We start from the raw sequence: 16,401 nt of genomic DNA, 5'->3' as shown, positions 1-16,401 counted from the left end.
AGGCTCCGGTCGGGTGGCGGTGATCCCGGGCGTGGCCACCCGCGCCGGCTTTCGCGCGCATGGCGCGCTCCTACAGGAGCGGTGTCGTCCGCCGTCTGCACGAGCGGCCGGGCACTCAGGTGGTAGTGCGGGTGCCTGACCTGAGCATCCGCCGCGCGCGTGCGAACTCGTTGGTCACCAGGGCCACCGCCACTGCCGGGCGCGCCAGGTTGCGCTCCCGCGCGCCATGCTCGATCCGTTTGGCGGCGGCCGACAGCAGCATCGCGCCGAGGTTGGCGCTGGACGACTTCAGCGAGTGGGCGGCGTCGCGCAGGGCATCGTAGTCCGGCGCGGCGGCGGCGATCTCCAGCCGCGCCAGCAGGCGCGGTGTGTCCTCCAGGAACACGTCGACCAGGCGATCGACCTCGTCGCCGAGCATCGCGCGCAGTTCGTCCAGGACCTCCTGGTCGATGACCGGCGGGGCGGCCGAACGCGGCGGTGCGGCGGGTGCAGCGGGAGGCCGTGGGCCGGTCGGGGACGGTGGCGCTGCGGCAGCGGGCGTCGCCGGAGGCCGCGGTGCGGCCGGACGTGGCGATTCCGCCGCGGCCGGAGCGGCTGGACGCCGCGGGCCGGCCGGGGGCGGCGGCGCTGCGGCAGTAGGCGTCGCGGGAGGCAGCGGTGCGGCCGGAGGCGGCGATACCGCCGCGGCCGGCGTGGCGTTTGCAGCGGCAGGGCTTTGCGGGGACGAAACGGTCGTCGGGCGTGAGGCCGAGGGAGCCGTCGGACGTGACGCGGGTGCGGTCGTCGCCGTCGCGGCAGGGTCGACCGGCCGCGACGTCGCGGCCGGCCTTGCGGGGGAAGCCGTCGGCTGTGAAATGGCGGCGGAACGCGCCTGCGACGGGGGCGCGGCCGTTGCGCGCGATTGCCCCGGCGTCGCGGACGTGTCGGTGGCGGTGTCGCCGTCCAGCGGCGCCATGGCGCCCGTGCCGGGCTGCTGCTGCGCTGCGTGGACCTCCGGCGATGCGGAGGGGGACGTGTTCGATGCTGCCGGGCCGGACGGCGGCGGGCTGGCCCGAAGCGGGGCTGTGGTCGCCGCCGCCGCAGCGGGGCGGGGCCGCGGCAGGGCGCCCGAGGGGATGGTCGCCATCGCCCGCTCCGCTTCCGCCAGTGCGGTCACCGATTCGAGTGCGTCCCAGTCCTCCGATGCTTCCTGGCCGTCCGAGGCAGGGGCTGCCTGCAGCACGATCTCCTCGATGCCGTTCTCCGCCGTCTGCGGCTGGCCGTCGGCCGGCTCGGCTGCCGGGGCGAACTCCTCGGCCCCGGCGCCCGACATCGTCCCCACCAGTTCCGGGTTCCACCAGTGGTGCAGGCAGCGCTCGAGCTCGCTGCGCGTCACCGGCTTGGGCAGATAGTCGTCCATGCCGGCGTCCAGGCACTTTTGCCGATCGCCGGCCATCGCGTTGGCGGTCATGGCGATGATCGGCAGGCGCCGCCCGCCGCCCGCGGCGGCCTCGCTCTCCCGCCACTGGCGCGTCGCGGAGTAGCCGTCCATCACCGGCATCTGGCAGTCCATCAGCACGATGTCGTAGCGCGAGGCCGACATGCGCATCAGCGCGGCCTCGCCGTTGCCGGCGGTGTCGCACGTGATCCCCAGCATCGACAGCAGCCGCTGCCCGACCATCAGGTTGACCGGATTGTCCTCGACCAGCAGCACTCGCGGGCTGCGCGCGAAGCTCTTGCCCGGGCTGGTGTCGACGGGGCCGACATCGACCGGCGTCGCGGCCGCGGTCGCCGGCTGCTGCTGCTGCCGTGCAGGCTCGTCCGTCGCGCCGGCATCGGCGCCGGTATCCGCATCCGCCTCCCCGATCAGCGCCACGCGCAGGTCGGCGTCCGGCGCCTGGCGGCTGAGCACGGTGGTGCTGCTGCGCAGCTCTTCGGGCACTTCGTCGTCTCCGTACAGGCACACCAGCCTGAGTTCGCCGTACACGCTCTGGCGGCCGAGGTTGCGGTGCAGCGCCAGCGTGGTGTGGCGCATGCCGGCCAGGTCCGCGAGCACGATCGAGTACGCCCACGGTGCGCCCTGGCTGGCCGCGGCGCGCAGGCGGTTGAGCGCCTCCTGGGTGGTCTCGACGGCGCTCACCCGCAACCCCCAATTGGGCAGCAGCATCGACAGCCGCAGGCGCAGCCTCGGGTCGGCGCTGAGGAGCAGCAGGCGGCCGCCGTCGCCGAGCTTCTCCTGCGCCGGCATGTCGCCATGCACCTTGAGCAGCGGCACCTCGAACCAGAACGTCGCACCCTGCCCACTTTCCGACTGCACGCCGATGCGGCCGTTCATCAACTCGACGATGCGCTTGGAGATCGCCAGCCCCAGGCCGGTGCCGCCGTAGAGGCGGGTGGTGGAGGCGTCGGCCTGGTTGAAGGCCTGGAACAGCCGCCCCTGCGCCGCCTGGGAGATGCCGATGCCGGTGTCGCGGACCTCGAAGCGCAACTGGTGTTGGGCCGCGGTCTCGCCGGTGCGCTTGACGTTCACCGTCACCGAGCCGCGCTCGGTGAACTTGACCGCGTTGCTCACCAGGTTGCCGAGGATCTGGCGCATGCGCACCGGGTCGCCGCGCACCGGCAGCCGCACCGACGGGTCGATGTGCAGGCTCAGGCGCAGGCCCTTGCTCTGCGCCGGGCGCTCCATCAGCTGCAGCACGCCTTCGAGCAGCTCGCGCAGATTGAAGCTGGTGATCTCGAGCTCGAGCTTGTCGGCCTCGAGCTTGGAATAGTCGAGGATGTCGTCGACGATGCGCAGCATCTGCTGCGAGGACGCGTACGCGGTGCGCACCAGTTCGCCATGGTCGGCGGGCAGCCGCGCGTGCATCAGCAGGTCGAGCATCGGCACGATGCCGTTGAGCGGGGTGCGGATCTCGTGGCTCATGGTGGCGAGGAACTCGCCCTTGGCCATCACCGCGGACTCGGCGGCCTGCTTGGCCTGGCGCAACTGCTGCTCGAGCTGGGTATGGCGATCGAGCTGTTCCTGCAGTTCGACGCGCTCGGCTTCGTTGCGCCGCGCGAGCTCCTCGGCCTCGTCGAAATCGCGGTCGCGCGCCTGCATGATGTAGATGGTGGCGCTGATCGCGAAGGCCGTCAGCAGCACCAGCACCAGGGCGATGCCCTGCCAGGGGCCGGCCATGCCGATGAAATCCAGCAGCAACATCACCGCGGCGCCGCAGGCGGCCCCCAGCGCCAGCCAGCGCAGCATCAGCGCGGAGGGACGGGTCCTCGTCAGCGGGGCCATCGCGCTAGAGCACCGAATGGTGGAAGTCGAAGTCCAGGTCGCCGGCGACCTGCTGCACCAGGTTGCCCTGGATGTAGTCGATCCCGCTCATCCACAGCGTGGCGGCGGCCTGCGGGTCCTCGACCTGCTGGCCGATGACCTGCATGCCGAGGCGGTGCGCGCGCTCGATGGCGTCGCGCATCTCGTCGCGCACCGCGTTCTCGCCGAGCCGGCTGGAAAAATCCGCGGCCAGGCGCACGAAGCTCAGCGGCAGCTGGGCGATCAGCGGGTTGATGTCCTCGCCGGGCCGGTACTGGCTCAGGCACAGCTGCACCCCGGCCGGCACCATCTCCGAACAGAACTCCTGCAGCGATACCGCGTGCACCAGCGCGTCGTTCTGGCGCACGTCCACCACCAGGCAGGAACCGTCGATGCGCTGCGTTTCCAGGGCCGACAGCAGCCACGCGGCATGGCCGTCGCGGGCCAGGCTGCGGGGCGACTGCGAAACGAACAGACGCACCGGCACCCCACGCGACTGCTGCCGCTCCAGCAGCGCCAGCGCCAGCTCCAGCACCCGGCGGTCGATCTCGTGCAGCAGCCCCGCCGACTCGGCGACCGGCAGGATCTGCCCGGCGGTGTGCAGCTCGCCCTCGGCGTCGCGCAGCCGCAGCAGCGTCTGGTACTGCGCCTCCTCGCCGCCGGCGACGGCGACGATCGGCTGGTAGGCCAGTTCCAGGCGGTCGTTGGCCAGGGCGTCGGCGATCATCTCGGCCATCCCGCTGCCCGCCGCGACCTCCTCGCTGGCCGGCGGCTGGTAGGCGGCGATGCCGATCGGGTCGGCGCGCGAGGCGCGCAGCGCCTGCTCGGCGGCCGACATCGCGCTGCCGGCATCGGGGAAACCGTGCCCGAGCGCGGTGCAGCCGACCCGCACCCGCAGCCGCAGCGGCTCGCCGCCGACGTCGAAGGTATGGCGCCCGAGCCCGTCGCGCAGGCCGCGCGCCCATTCGACCATGTCGCCGGGCGCCTGCGCGGCGTGGATCAGGAAGGTGTTGTCGTTGAGCCGCGCCGCCTGGTACCCGTCCGCCAGCTCGGCCACCCGCCGTCCGGCCTCGGTGAGCACGGCTTCCAGCGCCGCGTAGCCGATGCGGTCGCGCAGCGCGCCGACGCCGTCGATCTCGAGCATGAACAGCGCGCCGTCGGCGCCCGCGTCGTCGTCGCCGGGCACCGCGGCGGCAAGCCGCTGCAGCATGGCGTTGCGGGTCTGCAGCCCGCCGGTCGGCGGCAGCGGTTCGATCTGGCGCTGCAGGCGCAGCTGGCGCGCGCGCTTGATGCGGTTCTCGACCGCCGCCACCAGGTGGCGCGGGCGCACCGGCTTGCTGAGGAAGTCGTCGGCGCCGATCTCCAGCACCTCGAACTGGCGTTCCGGGTCGGGATCGCCGGTCAGGAACACGATCGGCAGATGCGCGTAGGTGGCATGGCCGCGGATCATGTCGGTCAGTTCCGCGCCGTCCATGCCCGGCATGTGCAGGTCCATCAGCACCAGATCGGGGGAGAACGCTTCCAGCGCCGCCATCACCTGTGCGGCATCCGAGACCGCGTGCGCCTCCATGCCCGCGCCGTGCAGCACGCTCTGCGCGAACAGCGCCTGGCTGCGGTCGTCCTCGACGATCAGCACGCGGTACGGCGGCTCGCCGGCGGCGGCCGCGGGCGCCCGCGCCGTCGCGGCGAGCGCCCGCGCCTCGTCCAGCGCGTCGACATCGTCGTCGGCGGGCAGCACCGGAGGCGGCGCATCCGCTCCCCAGCGTCGCCAGTACTGCGCCGGTGGAAACTCGGCGCGCCGCGGATCGTCAGCCTTCCCCATCCCTGCGACTGTGCCGCCATCGGGGGGCGCAGGCAACTGCCGTCGGCGACCGGCGGTCGCCGTGGTTGCACTGGCGGCGCCGGGCCCGGCCGGGGCGGCGCCTTCGCGGGAATTCGAGGCTGGCACGCGACGGGCACCTGATCGCTGCGGAACCGCCGATTATGCGCCAAGGCGATGGCGTCCTTCCGTGCGCCGCGCCGCAATCGGACGCAGGCGCATTCAGCCGGGGCGGGGGCGAGGCGCGCGCCTGAACAGGCGGCGCCACAGCCACCAGAAGCCCGCGACGACCAGCAGCGCCACCGACGCCACCAGGCCCAGCGCCAGCCACGGGTGGATGAAGGCCAGCGCCAGCGCCCCGACCACCACCGCGTCCTCGCCAGCCGATGCGGTCCAGTTGCTGAGCGGTTCCGGCGAGGTGTTGAGCAGCGCCCGGGTGCCGGACTTGAGCAGGTGACTGGTCAGCGCCACGCCGGCGCCGGTGGCCAGCATCCCGGTGCCGAGTTCGCCGTCCGGCGACAGCGCCGCGGCCGCCAGGAACGCCCCGGCCGGCACCCGCGCCAGCGTCTGCAGCAGGTCCCAGGCCGAGTCGACCCCCGGGATCTTGTCGGCGAAGAACTCCGTCACCGCCAGGATCCCCGACACCCCGAGCACCCATGGGGACGCGGTCGCCTGCAGCGCCTGTGGCAGTTCCAGCCATCCGAACGCCCCGGCCAGGCCGACCCCGAACACGGTGAGGTAGACGCGGATCCCGGCCAGCCACGCCAGCAGCACGCCGATCGCGAACAGATGGGCCTCGGACATGGTTGCGCTCCACCGCGGCGCCGGCGGGCGCCCAAGGCAAGTATAGGCAGCGCGTCGCGCGCCGCGGCGGTGAACGCCGGCGAACCGTGCCGCCGCGGCGAGTTGACGGCCGCTTCGGGCGCTGGCTATACCTTGCGGATGAACGACGCGTCGCCACCCGGCCGGTCCGATGCGCCCGCCGCTCCCGCCCCGGCCGCCGGCGAACCCACCCATCACGATCCCCACGTGCGCTGGACCCAGATCCTGCTGGGTGTGCTGGCGCTGTCGCTGGGATTCGGCCTGTGGGGCGCGGTGGTGGTGCTGCGCGACGATGCCCCCGGCGATCCGCAGGCGCAGATCCGCAGCCAGCAGGCGCAGATCGAGGAGCTCGAGCAGCGCGTCACCACGCTCTCCCGCTCGGACCAGATCAGCCGCGAAGCCAACCGCGACCTGCAGGGGGCGCTGGCCGAGCGGGAGGAGGAAATCGCCGGGCTGCGCGCCGACGTGGCGTTCTACGAGCGCTTCGTGGGCTCCACCGCACAGCGCCGCGGCCTGACCGTGCACGAACTGCGACTGCAGCCCAGCGGCGACGGCGTCTGGCACTTCACCGCCACCCTCACCCAGAACCTCAACCGCGGCGCGGTCAGCCGGGGCGGCCTGAAGCTCTCGGTGGAGGGTACCCGCGACGGGAAACTGCAGCGTCTGGACTGGGTGGACCTGCGCCAGCAGCACGACGCCCCCGGGGTCGAGTACTCGTTCAAGTACTTCCAGCAGCTCCAGGGCGACATCCTGCTGCCGCGGGGATTCGTGCCGGTGCGGGTCAGCGCGCACCTCGAACCGGCCGGCGCCGCCGCGATCGAGCAGTCGTTCACCTGGGCCGAGGCGACAGGGCGTTCCGCTCCCGACGCTTGAACCAACGCCGCAAGGCCCCCATCCTGGGTGCATGGAAACGAGCCAGACCACGCCCACCGGCTACCAGGCACTGCAGCGCCCGATCGATTTCACCGTTGCGGCGGCGGCGAAGGTGCGCGAGCTGATCGCCGAGGAGGGCAATCCGAGCCTGAAGCTGCGCGTCTATATCCAGGGCGGCGGCTGTTCCGGCTTCCAGTACGGATTCGAGTTCGACGAGGAGCAGGCCGACGAGGACCTGGCCGTCGATACCGACGGCGTGGTGCTGCTGGTCGACCCGCTGAGCCTGCAGTACCTGATGGGCTCGGCGGTGGACTACGTCGAGAGCCTGCACGGCGCGCAATTCACCATCCGCAACCCCAACGCGAAGACCACCTGCGGCTGCGGAAGCAGCTTCACCGTGTAGCCGCCCGCCGGCGCCGGCATGCGATCATGGCGCGCATGCCCTACGCCTTCGTCGATGGCGCGCTCGACCGCGCCGAACACCTGCGTACCGATACCGCCGCGATCGCCGCGCTATGGCCGAACGCGCGCGTACTGCTGCTCGACGACGACGGGCGGGCGCTGGCCGATGGGCAGCTGGCGCCCTACCTGCCGGAGGCTGCGTCGCTGGCCGAGCTCGATCCCGTCGCTGCGGTGTTCCTCGGGCTGCACGGAGGCCAGGGCTGGTTCGCGCTGTCCGCCGGCGCCTTCGCGGAACGGGCGCCGGAGCGGATCGATCTGCGCACGGCCGCCGCGACGTGGCCGGTCATGGAAGCCACCGCCTTCGCGCAGGCGCGGGCGGTGCTGCACTGGCGCGCGCGGCAGCGCCATTGCGGCGCCTGCGGCGGAGCGCTGACCTTCGTCCGTGCCGGCTGGCTCGGCCACTGCGGCCCCTGCGCCCTCGAGCACTACCCGCGTACCGACCCGGCGGTGATCGTCGCCGTCTCCGACGGCGCGCGGCTGCTGCTGGGGCGGCAGGCGGGCTGGCCGCCGCGACGCTGGTCGGTGCTGGCCGGCTTCGTCGAGCCCGGCGAGACCCTGGAGCAGACCGTGGCCCGCGAGGTGTTCGAGGAGTCGCGGGTGCGGGTGCGGGCCAGCCGCTACCTGGCCTCGCAGCCGTGGCCGTTCCCGGGCTCGCTGATGCTGGGCTTCGAGGCCGATGCCGAACCCGACGAACCGGTGGTGAGCGACGAACTGGAGGCCGCCCGCTGGTTCGGGCGCGACGAGATCGGCGCCGCGCTGCGCGGCGAGACACGCGACGCGGGCCTGCTGCTGTCGCCGCGGATCTCGATCTCGCGCTGGCTGGTGGAGCAGTGGTGGGAGCGGGGTTGAGCGCTGCCTGAGCGGTCGCGGGCGCGCTGGGAGACGGTAGCCGGGCCGGGCGGCCGGGCGCGCTCAGCCGACCGGATGCGGGAGTCGCGGTTTCTTTACCGGCGGCGGCATGTCGCCGTGGCCCCGCGGGAGCATCGGCCGGGCGGACCCCGGAAGTGTGCGTCCGGCCCGGATCCTGCGCGAGCCCGGATGCGCACCGCCGCGTCGCCCGCCGCTACACTCGCGGCATGTTCGCCACGCTGCTCGCGGTCGTCGTTGCGCTGGTGCTCGGGCATATCGCGCCGACCCTGGCGGCGTCCCTGCGGCAGTTCGACTGGTACGCCGGCTGGCTGCGCTGGCTGGACGAGCGCTTTCCGCAGGAGGGCTTCTGGCGCGGGCCGTTCGGGATCGTCCTGGCGCTGCTGCCGCCGCTACTGCTGCTCGCGCTGTTCCAGATCGCCCTGTACGAGCGCATGCTGGGTTTCCCCTCGTTGCTGCTCGGGGTGGCGGTGCTGTTCTACAGCTGGGGGCCTCGCGATCTCGATCTCGACGTGCAGGCGGTGCTGGAAGCCCCCGATGCCGCGGTGCGCCACGCCGCGGCGGCGCGGCTCTGGCCCTGGGGCCAGGCGCCGTCGCTGGCTGGCGGGCCGCTGGTGGCCGCGGTATTCCGCAACGCGCGGACGCGCTGGTTCGGGGTGCTGTTCTGGTTCCTGGTGCTCGGTCCGACAGGAGCGCTGCTCTACCGTCTGGCGGCGCTGGCGGCGCAGGACGAGGCTGCGGCGGCACTGCCCGCGGCCACCGCCGGCGGGGCGCGGCGCCTGCTCGCGGTGCTGGATTGGCCGGTCGACCAGCTGCTGGCGGCCTCGCTGGCGCTGGTCGGCAACTTCGACGTGGTGGTCGGCGCCTGGCGCGAAGCCGGCAGCGCCGCCTTCGCGCTGGGTTCGCGGTTCCTCGACGCGCTGGCGCTGGCCAGCGTGCGCGGCGAGCTGGCCGACGAGGCCGAAGACTACGCCGGCAGCGGCGTGCCGCCGCCACTCGCGGTCGGCCCCTTGCCGGAACTGCGCGATGCGATGAGCCTGGTCTGGCGCGTTCTGCTGCTGTGGCTGGCGCTGATCGCGCTGTTCGTGATCGCCGGCTGGGTCGGCTGATCCTGCCGCGATCCGGTCCGGTCAGGCCCGATCGCCGCGCAGTTCCCGCACCCTCGCTTCCAGGTTCGCCGCGCTGGCGCTGGTGCCGTCGACCGGCGCCGCGGCGACGACCTCCACATGCGCGCGGAAGCGCCGCGGCAACCGCGCCCGCCGCATCCGCGAGTCCTTGCGGCTCCACATGCTCGCCCACATGCCGCGCAGCGCCATCGGCACCACCTGCACCGGGCGACGCGCCAGGATGCGCTCGACCCCGGCCCGGAACGGCGCGATGTCGCCGTCGGCGGTCAGCCGCCCCTCCGGGAAGATCGCCACCAGCCCGCCGTCGGCCAGGGTCCGGTCGATCTCGTCGAAGGCGCGCTGCATCAGCGCCGGATCCTCCTTTTCCGGCGCGATCGGGATCGCCTTGGCGGTGCGGAAGATCCAGCGCAGCACCGGGATCTCGAAGATGCGGTGGTACATCACGAAGCGCACCGGGCGGGGAACGCTCGCGGCCAGGATCAGCGCATCCATGTAGCTGACGTGGTTGCAGACGATCAGGCCCGGGCCCTCGTCGGGCACGTACTCCTCCACGCCGTGCACGCGCAGGCGATACAGCGCCCGCACCAGCATCCAGCTGAGCAGTCGCATCAGGAACTCGGGCACGATGGTGAAGATGTAGATCGCCACCACCGCGTTGGCGATCGCCAGCGCCAGGAACACCTGCGGGATGCTCCAGCCGAGCAGGCGCTGCACCGCCACCCCGAGCACCGCCGCGGCGACGATGAAGGCCGCGTTCTGGATGTTCAGCCCGGCGATCACCCGCGACAGCTCGCCGCGCGGGGTGCGGCTCTGGATCAGCGCGAACAGCGGCACGATGAAGAGCCCGGCGAAGAAGCCGATGCCGGTGAGGTCGGCGGCGATGCGCCAGCCGCCGTGGGCCGCCAGGAATTCGGCGATGGCCAGGCCCGTCGCCGGCGCGGCGCCGCTGCGCGCCAAGTACAGGTCGAGCATGCAGGCGCTCATGCCGAACGCGCCCAGCGGCACCAGGCCGATCTCGACGGTGCGCATCGACAGCTTCTCGCACAGCAGCGAGCCGATCCCCACGCCCACCGAGAACAGCGCTAGCGCGAAGATGTACAGGCTGGTGCTGCGCTCCGGCGCGCCGAGGTTGATCTCGGCGTAGGTCGGCAGCTGCGCGGTCAGCACGGTGCCGACGAACCAGAACCAGGACACGCCGAGGATCGCGTTGCGCACCGCCAGCTGGCGGCGGGTGAGCTTCCAGATCGCCCAGGACTCGGGAATCGGGTTCCAGCGGACCTTCAGCTCCGGGGCACCGGCATCGACCCGCGGGATCGTCCGCGCCACCAGGTTGCCGGCCACCGCCAGCGCCACCACCGAGGCCGCGGCGGCTTCGGGCCCCCAGGTGCCGGCCACCTGGAAGACCAGGCCGCCGTAGATCATCCCCACCAGGATCGAGATCGAGGTGCCCATCTCGACCAGGCCGTTGCCGCCGGTCAGCTCCTCGGGCTTGAGCACCGCCGGCAGGATCGAGTACTTGACCGGCCCGAACAGGGTCGACTGCACCCCGGTGCAGAACAGCGCCACCAGCAGCACGGTCATGTTCTGGGTCAGGAAGCCGATCGCCGCCAGCGACATGATCGCGATCTCCATCGCCGTGGTGATCACGATCAGGCGCTGCTTCTCCATGCGCTCGGCGATCTGCCCGGCGATCGCCGAGAACAGGAAATACGGCAGGATGAACAGCGCCGGCGCGAGGTTGGTGTAGAGCGTGCGCTCCTCGCTGCTGATGCCGAGGAAGAACAGCAGGCCGATGATGGCCTGCCGGTACACGTTGTCGTTGAAGGCGCCCAGCGCCTGCACGGTGAAGTAGGGCAGGAACCGGCGCTGCCGCAGCAGCCCGAACTGGCTGTGGGTGACGGGCCCCGGGCCCTGCACCGGCTGCGCGCCGGCGGGGATTGCGGCCGCGCTGTCCGGTGGCGTCCCGGTGGCCGGCGATTCGTTCGGCTTGTCCTGGGCCATGCGGCCTCCGCGCGGTTTGGCGGAAGTGTAGCGGCTGGACACGGCGACCCGCCCGGCCGAGGTGCTGCTGGATGTCCTCCGCCAGCGAGGCGGGCGCGTTAGGCCGCGTCAGGCCCGGCGCGCGAGACGGCCGGGCAGCGGGGTCATCCCTGCCCGGCCTTCTCGCGTTCGATCGCGCGCCAGCCGATGTCGTGGCGGTGGAACTCGCCGGGCCAGGAGATGCCGGCTACGGCGGCGTAGGCGCGCCGCTGCGCTTCGGCCACGCTCTCGCCGAGGGCACACACGCACAGCACCCGGCCCCCGGCGGTGACCACGTGCTCGCCCTCGATGCGGGTGCCGGCGTGGAACACCTTGGTGTCCTCGGGCTCGGGCACGTCCCAGGAATTGATGGTATCGCCGGTACGCGGTCGGCCCGGGTAGCGCTCGGCAGCCATCACCACGCCCAGCGAGGCGCGCGGGTCCCAGTCGGCCCGCACGCGATCCAGGCGGCCGTCGATGCCGGCGTCGATCAACCCCGCCAGGTCGGAGCGCAGGCGCAGCATCACCGGCTGCGTTTCCGGATCGCCGAAGCGCACGTTGAACTCGATTACCTTCGGCGTGCCGTCTGCGGCGATCATCAGCCCGGCATAGAGGAAGCCGGTGAACGGCGCGCCGTCCTCGCGCATCCCGCGCACGGTCGGTTCGATCACCTCGCGCAGGATCCGCTCCTGCACCTGCGGCGTCACCACCGGCGCCGGCGAATAGGCGCCCATCCCGCCGGTGTTGGGGCCGGTGTCGCCGTCGCCGACGCGCTTGTGGTCCTGGCTGGTGGCCATCGCCAGGGCGTGCTCGCCGTCGACCATGGCGATGAAGCTGGCTTCCTCGCCCTCCAGGAACTCCTCCACCACCACCCGCGCCCCGGCCTCGCCGAAGGCGTAGCCGGAGAGCATGTCGGTGATCGCCGCCTCGGCCTCGGCCAGCGTGGCGGCGACGATCACGCCCTTGCCCGCGGCCAGGCCGTCGGCCTTGATCACGATCGGCGCGCCGCCGCTCTTCTCGGCATGCGCCTGCACGTACTCGAGCGCCGGCTCCGCGTCGGTGAAAACCTCGTAGCTGCCGGTGGGAATGCCGTGGCGGGCGAGGAAGTCCTTGGCGTAGGCCTTGCTGCCCTCCAGCCGCGCCGCGGCGGCGCTCGGGCCGAAGATGCGCTGGCCGGCCTCGCGGAAGCGGTCGACGATCCCGGCCACCAGCGGGCCTTCCGGGCCGACCACCGTGAAGGCCACGCCCTCGCGCCGGGCCAGCGACAGCAGGCCGTCCAGGTCGCCGGGGCCGATGTCGACGTTGCGGCACTTCGCCTCGGCAGCGGTCCCGGCGTTGCCCGGCGCCACCAGTACCTCGTCCACGTCGCCGGACTGCGCCAACTTCCAGGCCAGGGCGTGCTCACGGCCGCCCGAGCCGATCACCAGTAACTTCATCGTTCATCTCCTTGCAGGTTGCGCGCCCGCGCGCGGCGGTAGTGCAGCGAGCGCAGCACCAGCATACCGAGGGTGAGCGCGGTCAGCGGCACCACGAAGCGCATCATCACCGCGCTGTAGGCCGGCAGCGCGTCGTGGCCGGCGGCGTCCAGCAGCAGGTAGGCGAGATAGGCGCCGTAGTAGGCCAGGAACACCGCCCCCTCCCAGCGGCGGATGCAGTGCCCGGTGTAGAAGATCGGCAGGCAGGCCAGCGCCACCGCCGTCATCACCGGCAGGTCGAAGCGGACCACCGCATCGCCCACCGGCAGCCCCTGCGCCGACACCACCGCGGTCAGCGCCAGCACCAGCAGCAGGTTGAGGACGTTGCTGCCCACCACGTTGCCCACCGCCATCTCGCGCTCGCCGCGCAGCACCGCCAGCAGCGCGGTGGCGATCTCGGGCAACGAGGTGCCCACGGCGACGACGGTCAGGCCGATGACCAGCTCGCTCACGCCCAGCGCCTCGGCGACGCTGGTGGCGGCCTCGACCAGCCAGCCCGCGCCTGCCACCAGCAGCGCGAGTCCCGCGGCGATCAGCGCCAGGTCGATCGCGCGGCCTGCCAGGCCGCGGGAAACCTTCGCGGTCGCAACGTCCTGGCCGGCGGCATCGTCGTCGCCGCGCAGCGCCAGCCACAGCAGCAGGCCGAGGTAACCCAGGCAGGCGGCGAACAGCGCCGCGCCCTCGATCCGCGACAGGCGGCCGTCCAGGGTCAGCAGCATCACCGCGACCGAGCACAGGATCATCACCGGCACGTCGAGCCGGATCAGCTGCCGCGATACGGTGAGCGGTGCGATCGCCGCGCTCAGCCCGAGGATCAGCAGCACGTTGGTGATGTTGCTGCCGACGATGTTGCCAACCGCCAAGTCCGTCGCGCCGCTGCGCGCCGCGCCGATGCCGACGGCCAGTTCCGGCGCGCTGGTGCCGAAGGCCACCACGGTCAGGCCGATCACCAGCGGCGACAGCCCGGTCGCCGCGGCCAGCCGCGAGGCGCCGCGCACCAGCATCTCCGCACCGCCCAGCAGCGCCGCCAGGCCGCCGACGAACAGCAACAGGTTCATCGCGGCGCCTAGTGGCGGAAGTGGCGCACGCCGGTGAACACCATGGCGATGCCGTGCTCGTCGGCCGCGGCGATGACTTCGGCATCGCGCATCGAGCCGCCGGGCTGGATCACCGCGCGGATGCCGGCCGCGGCGGCAGCGTCGATGCCGTCGCGGAACGGGAAGAAGGCGTCGCTGGCCAGCGCCGATCCGGGGACCTCCAAGCCGGCCTCTTCCGCCTTGAGCGCGGCGATCCGCGCGCTGACCACGCGACTCATCTGTCCCGCGCCCACGCCGATGGTGCGGCCGCCGCTGGCGTAGACGATGGCATTGGACTTGACGTACTTGGCCACCCGCCATGCGAACAGCAGGTCGTCGAGCTCGCGTTCGTCCGGCGCGCGCCGGCTGACCACCTGGAGCTCGTCGCGGCCGACCTCACGGGTGTCGGCGGTCTGCATCAGCAGGCCGGAGCCGACGCGTTTGACGTCGATGCTGTTGCGACCCTCGCCGTGGGCGATGCGCAGCACGCGCACGTTGGCCTTCTTCCGCGCCAGCGCCAGCGCCCGTTCGTCGTAGCCCGGCGCGATCAGCACCTCGACGAACTGGCGCTCCAGGATGGTGCGCATGGTGGCCGCATCCAGGGCGGCGTTGAAGGCGAGGATGCCGCCGAAGGCCGACGTCGGATCGGTGGCGTAGGCGCGCTCGTAGGCCTCTGCGCAGTCGCCGGCCACGGCCACGCCGCAGGGATTGGCGTGCTTGACGATCACGCAGGCCGGGGCGTCGAACTGGCGCACGCATTCCCAGGCCGCATCGGCATCGGCGATGTTGTTGTAGGACAGCTCCTTGCCCTGCAGCTGCGAGAAGGTGGCCAGGGTGCCCGGCGCCGGCCACAGGTCGCGGTAGAACGCCGCCTGCTGGTGCGGGTTCTCGCCGTAGCGCAGGTCCATCGCCTTGACGAAGTTGCCGTTGCTCTGCGCCGGGAACGCGGCGCGGCCCGCGGCGCCGGCATCGGACGGATCGGCGATCGCCGAGAGCACGTCGCTGATGCGCGCATCGTACTGCGCGACGCGGTTGAATGCGGCGACCGCCAGTGCGTAGCGGGTGCGCGCCGCCAGCGCGCCGCCGTTCTGCTGCAGCTCGGCGAGGAGTCCGTCGTACTGGGCCGGATCGGTCGCCACCGCGACATGGGCGAAATTCTTGGCCGCCGCGCGCAGCATCGCAGGGCCGCCGATGTCGATGTTCTCGACGATGTCGGCGAACTTCGCGTCGGGCCGGTACGCCACGCACTCGAACGGATACAGGTTCAGCACCAGCAGGTCGATCGGGGCGATGCCGTGCTCGGCCATCACCGCGTCGTCGGTGCCGCGGCGCCCGAGCAGGGCGCCGTGGATCTTCGGATGCAGGGTCTTGACCCGGCCGTCCATGATCTCCGGAAAGCCGGTGACCTCGGCGACGTCGCGCACCGCCAGCCCCGCCTCGCGCAGCGCCCGGGCGGTGCCGCCGGTGGACAGCAGCTCGACGTCGTGCGTCGCCAGCGCGCGGGCCAGGTCGATCAGTCCGGTCTTGTCGGACACGGACAACAGCGCCCGGCGCACGGGCAGTCGGTCGGAAGTCATGGGCGGGGTTCGTCTGCGGGGGCGGAATTATAGCGTCCGCGCCGCATCGCCCGGTCCGGCCGCAGGGCCGGGTGCGGCGTTCAGCTCAGCCCGTAGTCGCGCAGCTTCTTGCGAAGGGTGGCGCGGTGGATGCCGAGCATCGAAGCGGCGCGGCTCTGGTTGCCCTCGCAGTGGTTGAGCACTTCGACGAACAGCGGGATCTCCAGCTCGCGCAGCGCGATCTCGTAGAGATTGTCGGTGCCGCTGCCGTTGAGGTCGCCGATGTAGCGGCGCACGGAGTTGGCCACGTGGTCGCGCAGCGGCGTGCGCTGTCCGGAACGGTTGCTGGGATCGGGTCGTTCGGCGGCGTTCAAGATCGTGTCCGGTGCGGCGTTGCTGCGGCCGCCACAGCGTCGGTGCGCCGTACCTTGCTGGTGGCGACCGGGGATGTCGACGGGGGGAGGGAGTCTAGCCCGTCGGGCGCCGATGCGCCAAGCCGCAGTGCAAGATCATCGCCTCGGCGCTCAGTGGAACTCGAAATCGAAGGCGACGGTATGCGGCGACGGCTCCAGCACGTCCATGCGGATCGTGGCGCTCTGTCCGCGGGGCATCCCCCCGGGGGCCGGTGCGGCGGCGAGGTATTCGTGTGCCAGGAAATGCCGCTCGCCCAGCGATCGGCCGTCGACGTCGGTGAGCCGCAGGCGCAGTTGCGGCCAGTCCTGGGTCCAGCGCGCATCATTGCGGATCGTGGCGCTGACGCGCAGCACGCCGGGAAGCGCCGGATGCGGCCTGACGTCGCGATGCAGCAGCGCGATCGCCGTCGGTTCGCGCCAGGGCGGCAGCGTGCAGCCGAGCGCGCCGCAGACCCTGGACAGCAGCGGCCGCCACTGCGGCTCGGCGGCGAGGCGCTGACGGTCGGCGAGCAGCAGCTGCAGCGCCAGCAGCAGCGCCAGCGCAGCGACGGCGCCCAGCGCCGGTCCCTGCCGGCGCACCGCGTTGCCGGCGCGGCGGCGACGCTGCATGAA

The 16,401-nt window shown here is 72.5% G+C and carries 13 protein-coding genes; 4 read left to right on the top strand and 9 right to left on the bottom strand.

Translation table 11 applies throughout. The features are described 5' to 3' along the window. Positions 1 to 115: 115 nt before the first annotated feature. The 3 genes from H0E84_RS20340 to H0E84_RS03995 form a co-directional block, all read right to left on the bottom strand. Complete coding sequence (locus tag H0E84_RS20340) at positions 116 to 3,262, bottom strand: ATP-binding protein (protein WP_257644057.1); 3,147 nt, start codon at positions 3,260 to 3,262, stop codon at positions 116 to 118. Positions 3,263 to 3,266: 4 nt separating this feature from the next. Next, positions 3,267 to 5,102, bottom strand: coding sequence for an EAL domain-containing protein (locus H0E84_RS04000; RefSeq protein WP_180677341.1), 1,836 nt, complete (start codon positions 5,100 to 5,102; stop codon positions 3,267 to 3,269). Positions 5,103 to 5,321: 219 nt separating this feature from the next. Then, on the bottom strand, positions 5,322 to 5,903 hold the full coding sequence (locus tag H0E84_RS03995) for a DUF4126 domain-containing protein (protein WP_180677340.1): 582 nt from the start codon (positions 5,901 to 5,903) through the stop codon (positions 5,322 to 5,324). Between the two features lie 138 nt (positions 5,904 to 6,041). Between H0E84_RS03995 and H0E84_RS03990 the strand changes: the two genes are divergently transcribed. From H0E84_RS03990 to H0E84_RS03975, 4 genes are all read left to right on the top strand, one after another. After that, complete coding sequence (locus tag H0E84_RS03990; RefSeq protein WP_257644056.1) at positions 6,042 to 6,794, top strand: DUF6776 family protein; 753 nt, start codon at positions 6,042 to 6,044, stop codon at positions 6,792 to 6,794. Positions 6,795 to 6,825: 31 nt separating this feature from the next. Further along, complete coding sequence (gene erpA, locus H0E84_RS03985; protein ID WP_180677339.1) at positions 6,826 to 7,197, top strand: iron-sulfur cluster insertion protein ErpA; 372 nt, start codon at positions 6,826 to 6,828, stop codon at positions 7,195 to 7,197. A gap of 26 nt (positions 7,198 to 7,223) precedes the next feature. After that, entirely contained in the window at positions 7,224 to 8,105 is an 882-nt protein-coding gene (gene nudC, locus H0E84_RS03980; RefSeq protein WP_180677338.1) for an NAD(+) diphosphatase, read from the top strand. Positions 8,106 to 8,332: 227 nt separating this feature from the next. Then, positions 8,333 to 9,232, top strand: coding sequence for a hypothetical protein (locus H0E84_RS03975; RefSeq protein ID WP_180677337.1), 900 nt, complete (start codon positions 8,333 to 8,335; stop codon positions 9,230 to 9,232). A gap of 21 nt (positions 9,233 to 9,253) precedes the next feature. Here the strand turns inward: H0E84_RS03975 and H0E84_RS03970 are convergent, their stop codons facing one another. The 6 genes from H0E84_RS03970 to H0E84_RS03945 all read right to left on the bottom strand — a co-directional run. Continuing rightward, the gene (locus H0E84_RS03970; RefSeq protein WP_180677336.1) at positions 9,254 to 11,251 is read right to left on the bottom strand and encodes an MFS transporter; all 1,998 of its coding nucleotides are present in this window, start codon (positions 11,249 to 11,251) and stop codon (positions 9,254 to 9,256) included. A 143-nt stretch (positions 11,252 to 11,394) separates the two neighbouring features. After that, positions 11,395 to 12,705: a phosphoribosylamine--glycine ligase gene (gene purD, locus H0E84_RS03965; RefSeq protein WP_180677335.1), complete on the bottom strand. Its 1,311-nt coding sequence runs from the start codon at positions 12,703 to 12,705 to the stop codon at positions 11,395 to 11,397. Beyond that, positions 12,702 to 13,802, bottom strand: a complete 1,101-nt coding sequence (locus H0E84_RS03960; RefSeq protein WP_180677334.1) for a calcium/sodium antiporter — start codon at positions 13,800 to 13,802, stop codon at positions 12,702 to 12,704. Before H0E84_RS03960 ends, purD begins: the two co-directional genes overlap by 4 nt. 8 nt (positions 13,803 to 13,810) lie before the next feature. Then, positions 13,811 to 15,397, bottom strand: a complete 1,587-nt coding sequence (gene purH / locus H0E84_RS03955) for a bifunctional phosphoribosylaminoimidazolecarboxamide formyltransferase/IMP cyclohydrolase (protein ID WP_180677333.1) — start codon at positions 15,395 to 15,397, stop codon at positions 13,811 to 13,813. Between the two features lie 80 nt (positions 15,398 to 15,477). Continuing rightward, positions 15,478 to 15,750, bottom strand: a complete 273-nt coding sequence (fis, locus tag H0E84_RS03950; RefSeq protein ID WP_180677332.1) for a DNA-binding transcriptional regulator Fis — start codon at positions 15,748 to 15,750, stop codon at positions 15,478 to 15,480. A 150-nt stretch (positions 15,751 to 15,900) separates the two neighbouring features. After that, positions 15,901 to 16,401, bottom strand: a 501-nt coding sequence (locus tag H0E84_RS03945; protein ID WP_307774131.1) for a DUF3426 domain-containing protein, incomplete at its 5' end; no start/stop codon positions are given.

Source organism: Luteimonas salinisoli (assembly GCF_013425525.1).
Taxonomy (GTDB): Bacteria; Pseudomonadota; Gammaproteobacteria; order Xanthomonadales; family Xanthomonadaceae; genus Luteimonas; species Luteimonas salinisoli.
This window is presented reverse-complemented; position numbering and strand designations above follow the sequence as displayed.

What these genes read in the sequence shown, in the direction of transcription:
- purD (WP_180677335.1), bottom strand. Translation starts at nt 12,705, where the DNA reads ATGAAGTTACTGGTGATCGGCTCGGGCGGCCGTGAGCACGCCCTGGCC.
- H0E84_RS03960 (WP_180677334.1), bottom strand. Translation starts at nt 13,802, where the DNA reads ATGAACCTGTTGCTGTTCGTCGGCGGCCTGGCGGCGCTGCTGGGCGGT.
- H0E84_RS03970 (WP_180677336.1), bottom strand. Translation starts at nt 11,251, where the DNA reads ATGGCCCAGGACAAGCCGAACGAATCGCCGGCCACCGGGACGCCACCG.
- H0E84_RS03975 (WP_180677337.1), top strand. Translation starts at nt 8,333, where the DNA reads ATGTTCGCCACGCTGCTCGCGGTCGTCGTTGCGCTGGTGCTCGGGCAT.
- nudC (WP_180677338.1), top strand. Translation starts at nt 7,224, where the DNA reads ATGGCGCGCATGCCCTACGCCTTCGTCGATGGCGCGCTCGACCGCGCC.
- H0E84_RS20340 (WP_257644057.1), bottom strand. Translation starts at nt 3,262, where the DNA reads ATGGCCCCGCTGACGAGGACCCGTCCCTCCGCGCTGATGCTGCGCTGG.
- H0E84_RS03995 (WP_180677340.1), bottom strand. Translation starts at nt 5,903, where the DNA reads ATGTCCGAGGCCCATCTGTTCGCGATCGGCGTGCTGCTGGCGTGGCTG.
- H0E84_RS04000 (WP_180677341.1), bottom strand. Translation starts at nt 5,102, where the DNA reads ATGGGGAAGGCTGACGATCCGCGGCGCGCCGAGTTTCCACCGGCGCAG.
- erpA (WP_180677339.1), top strand. Translation starts at nt 6,826, where the DNA reads ATGGAAACGAGCCAGACCACGCCCACCGGCTACCAGGCACTGCAGCGC.
- H0E84_RS03990 (WP_257644056.1), top strand. Translation starts at nt 6,042, where the DNA reads ATGAACGACGCGTCGCCACCCGGCCGGTCCGATGCGCCCGCCGCTCCC.
- purH (WP_180677333.1), bottom strand. Translation starts at nt 15,397, where the DNA reads ATGACTTCCGACCGACTGCCCGTGCGCCGGGCGCTGTTGTCCGTGTCC.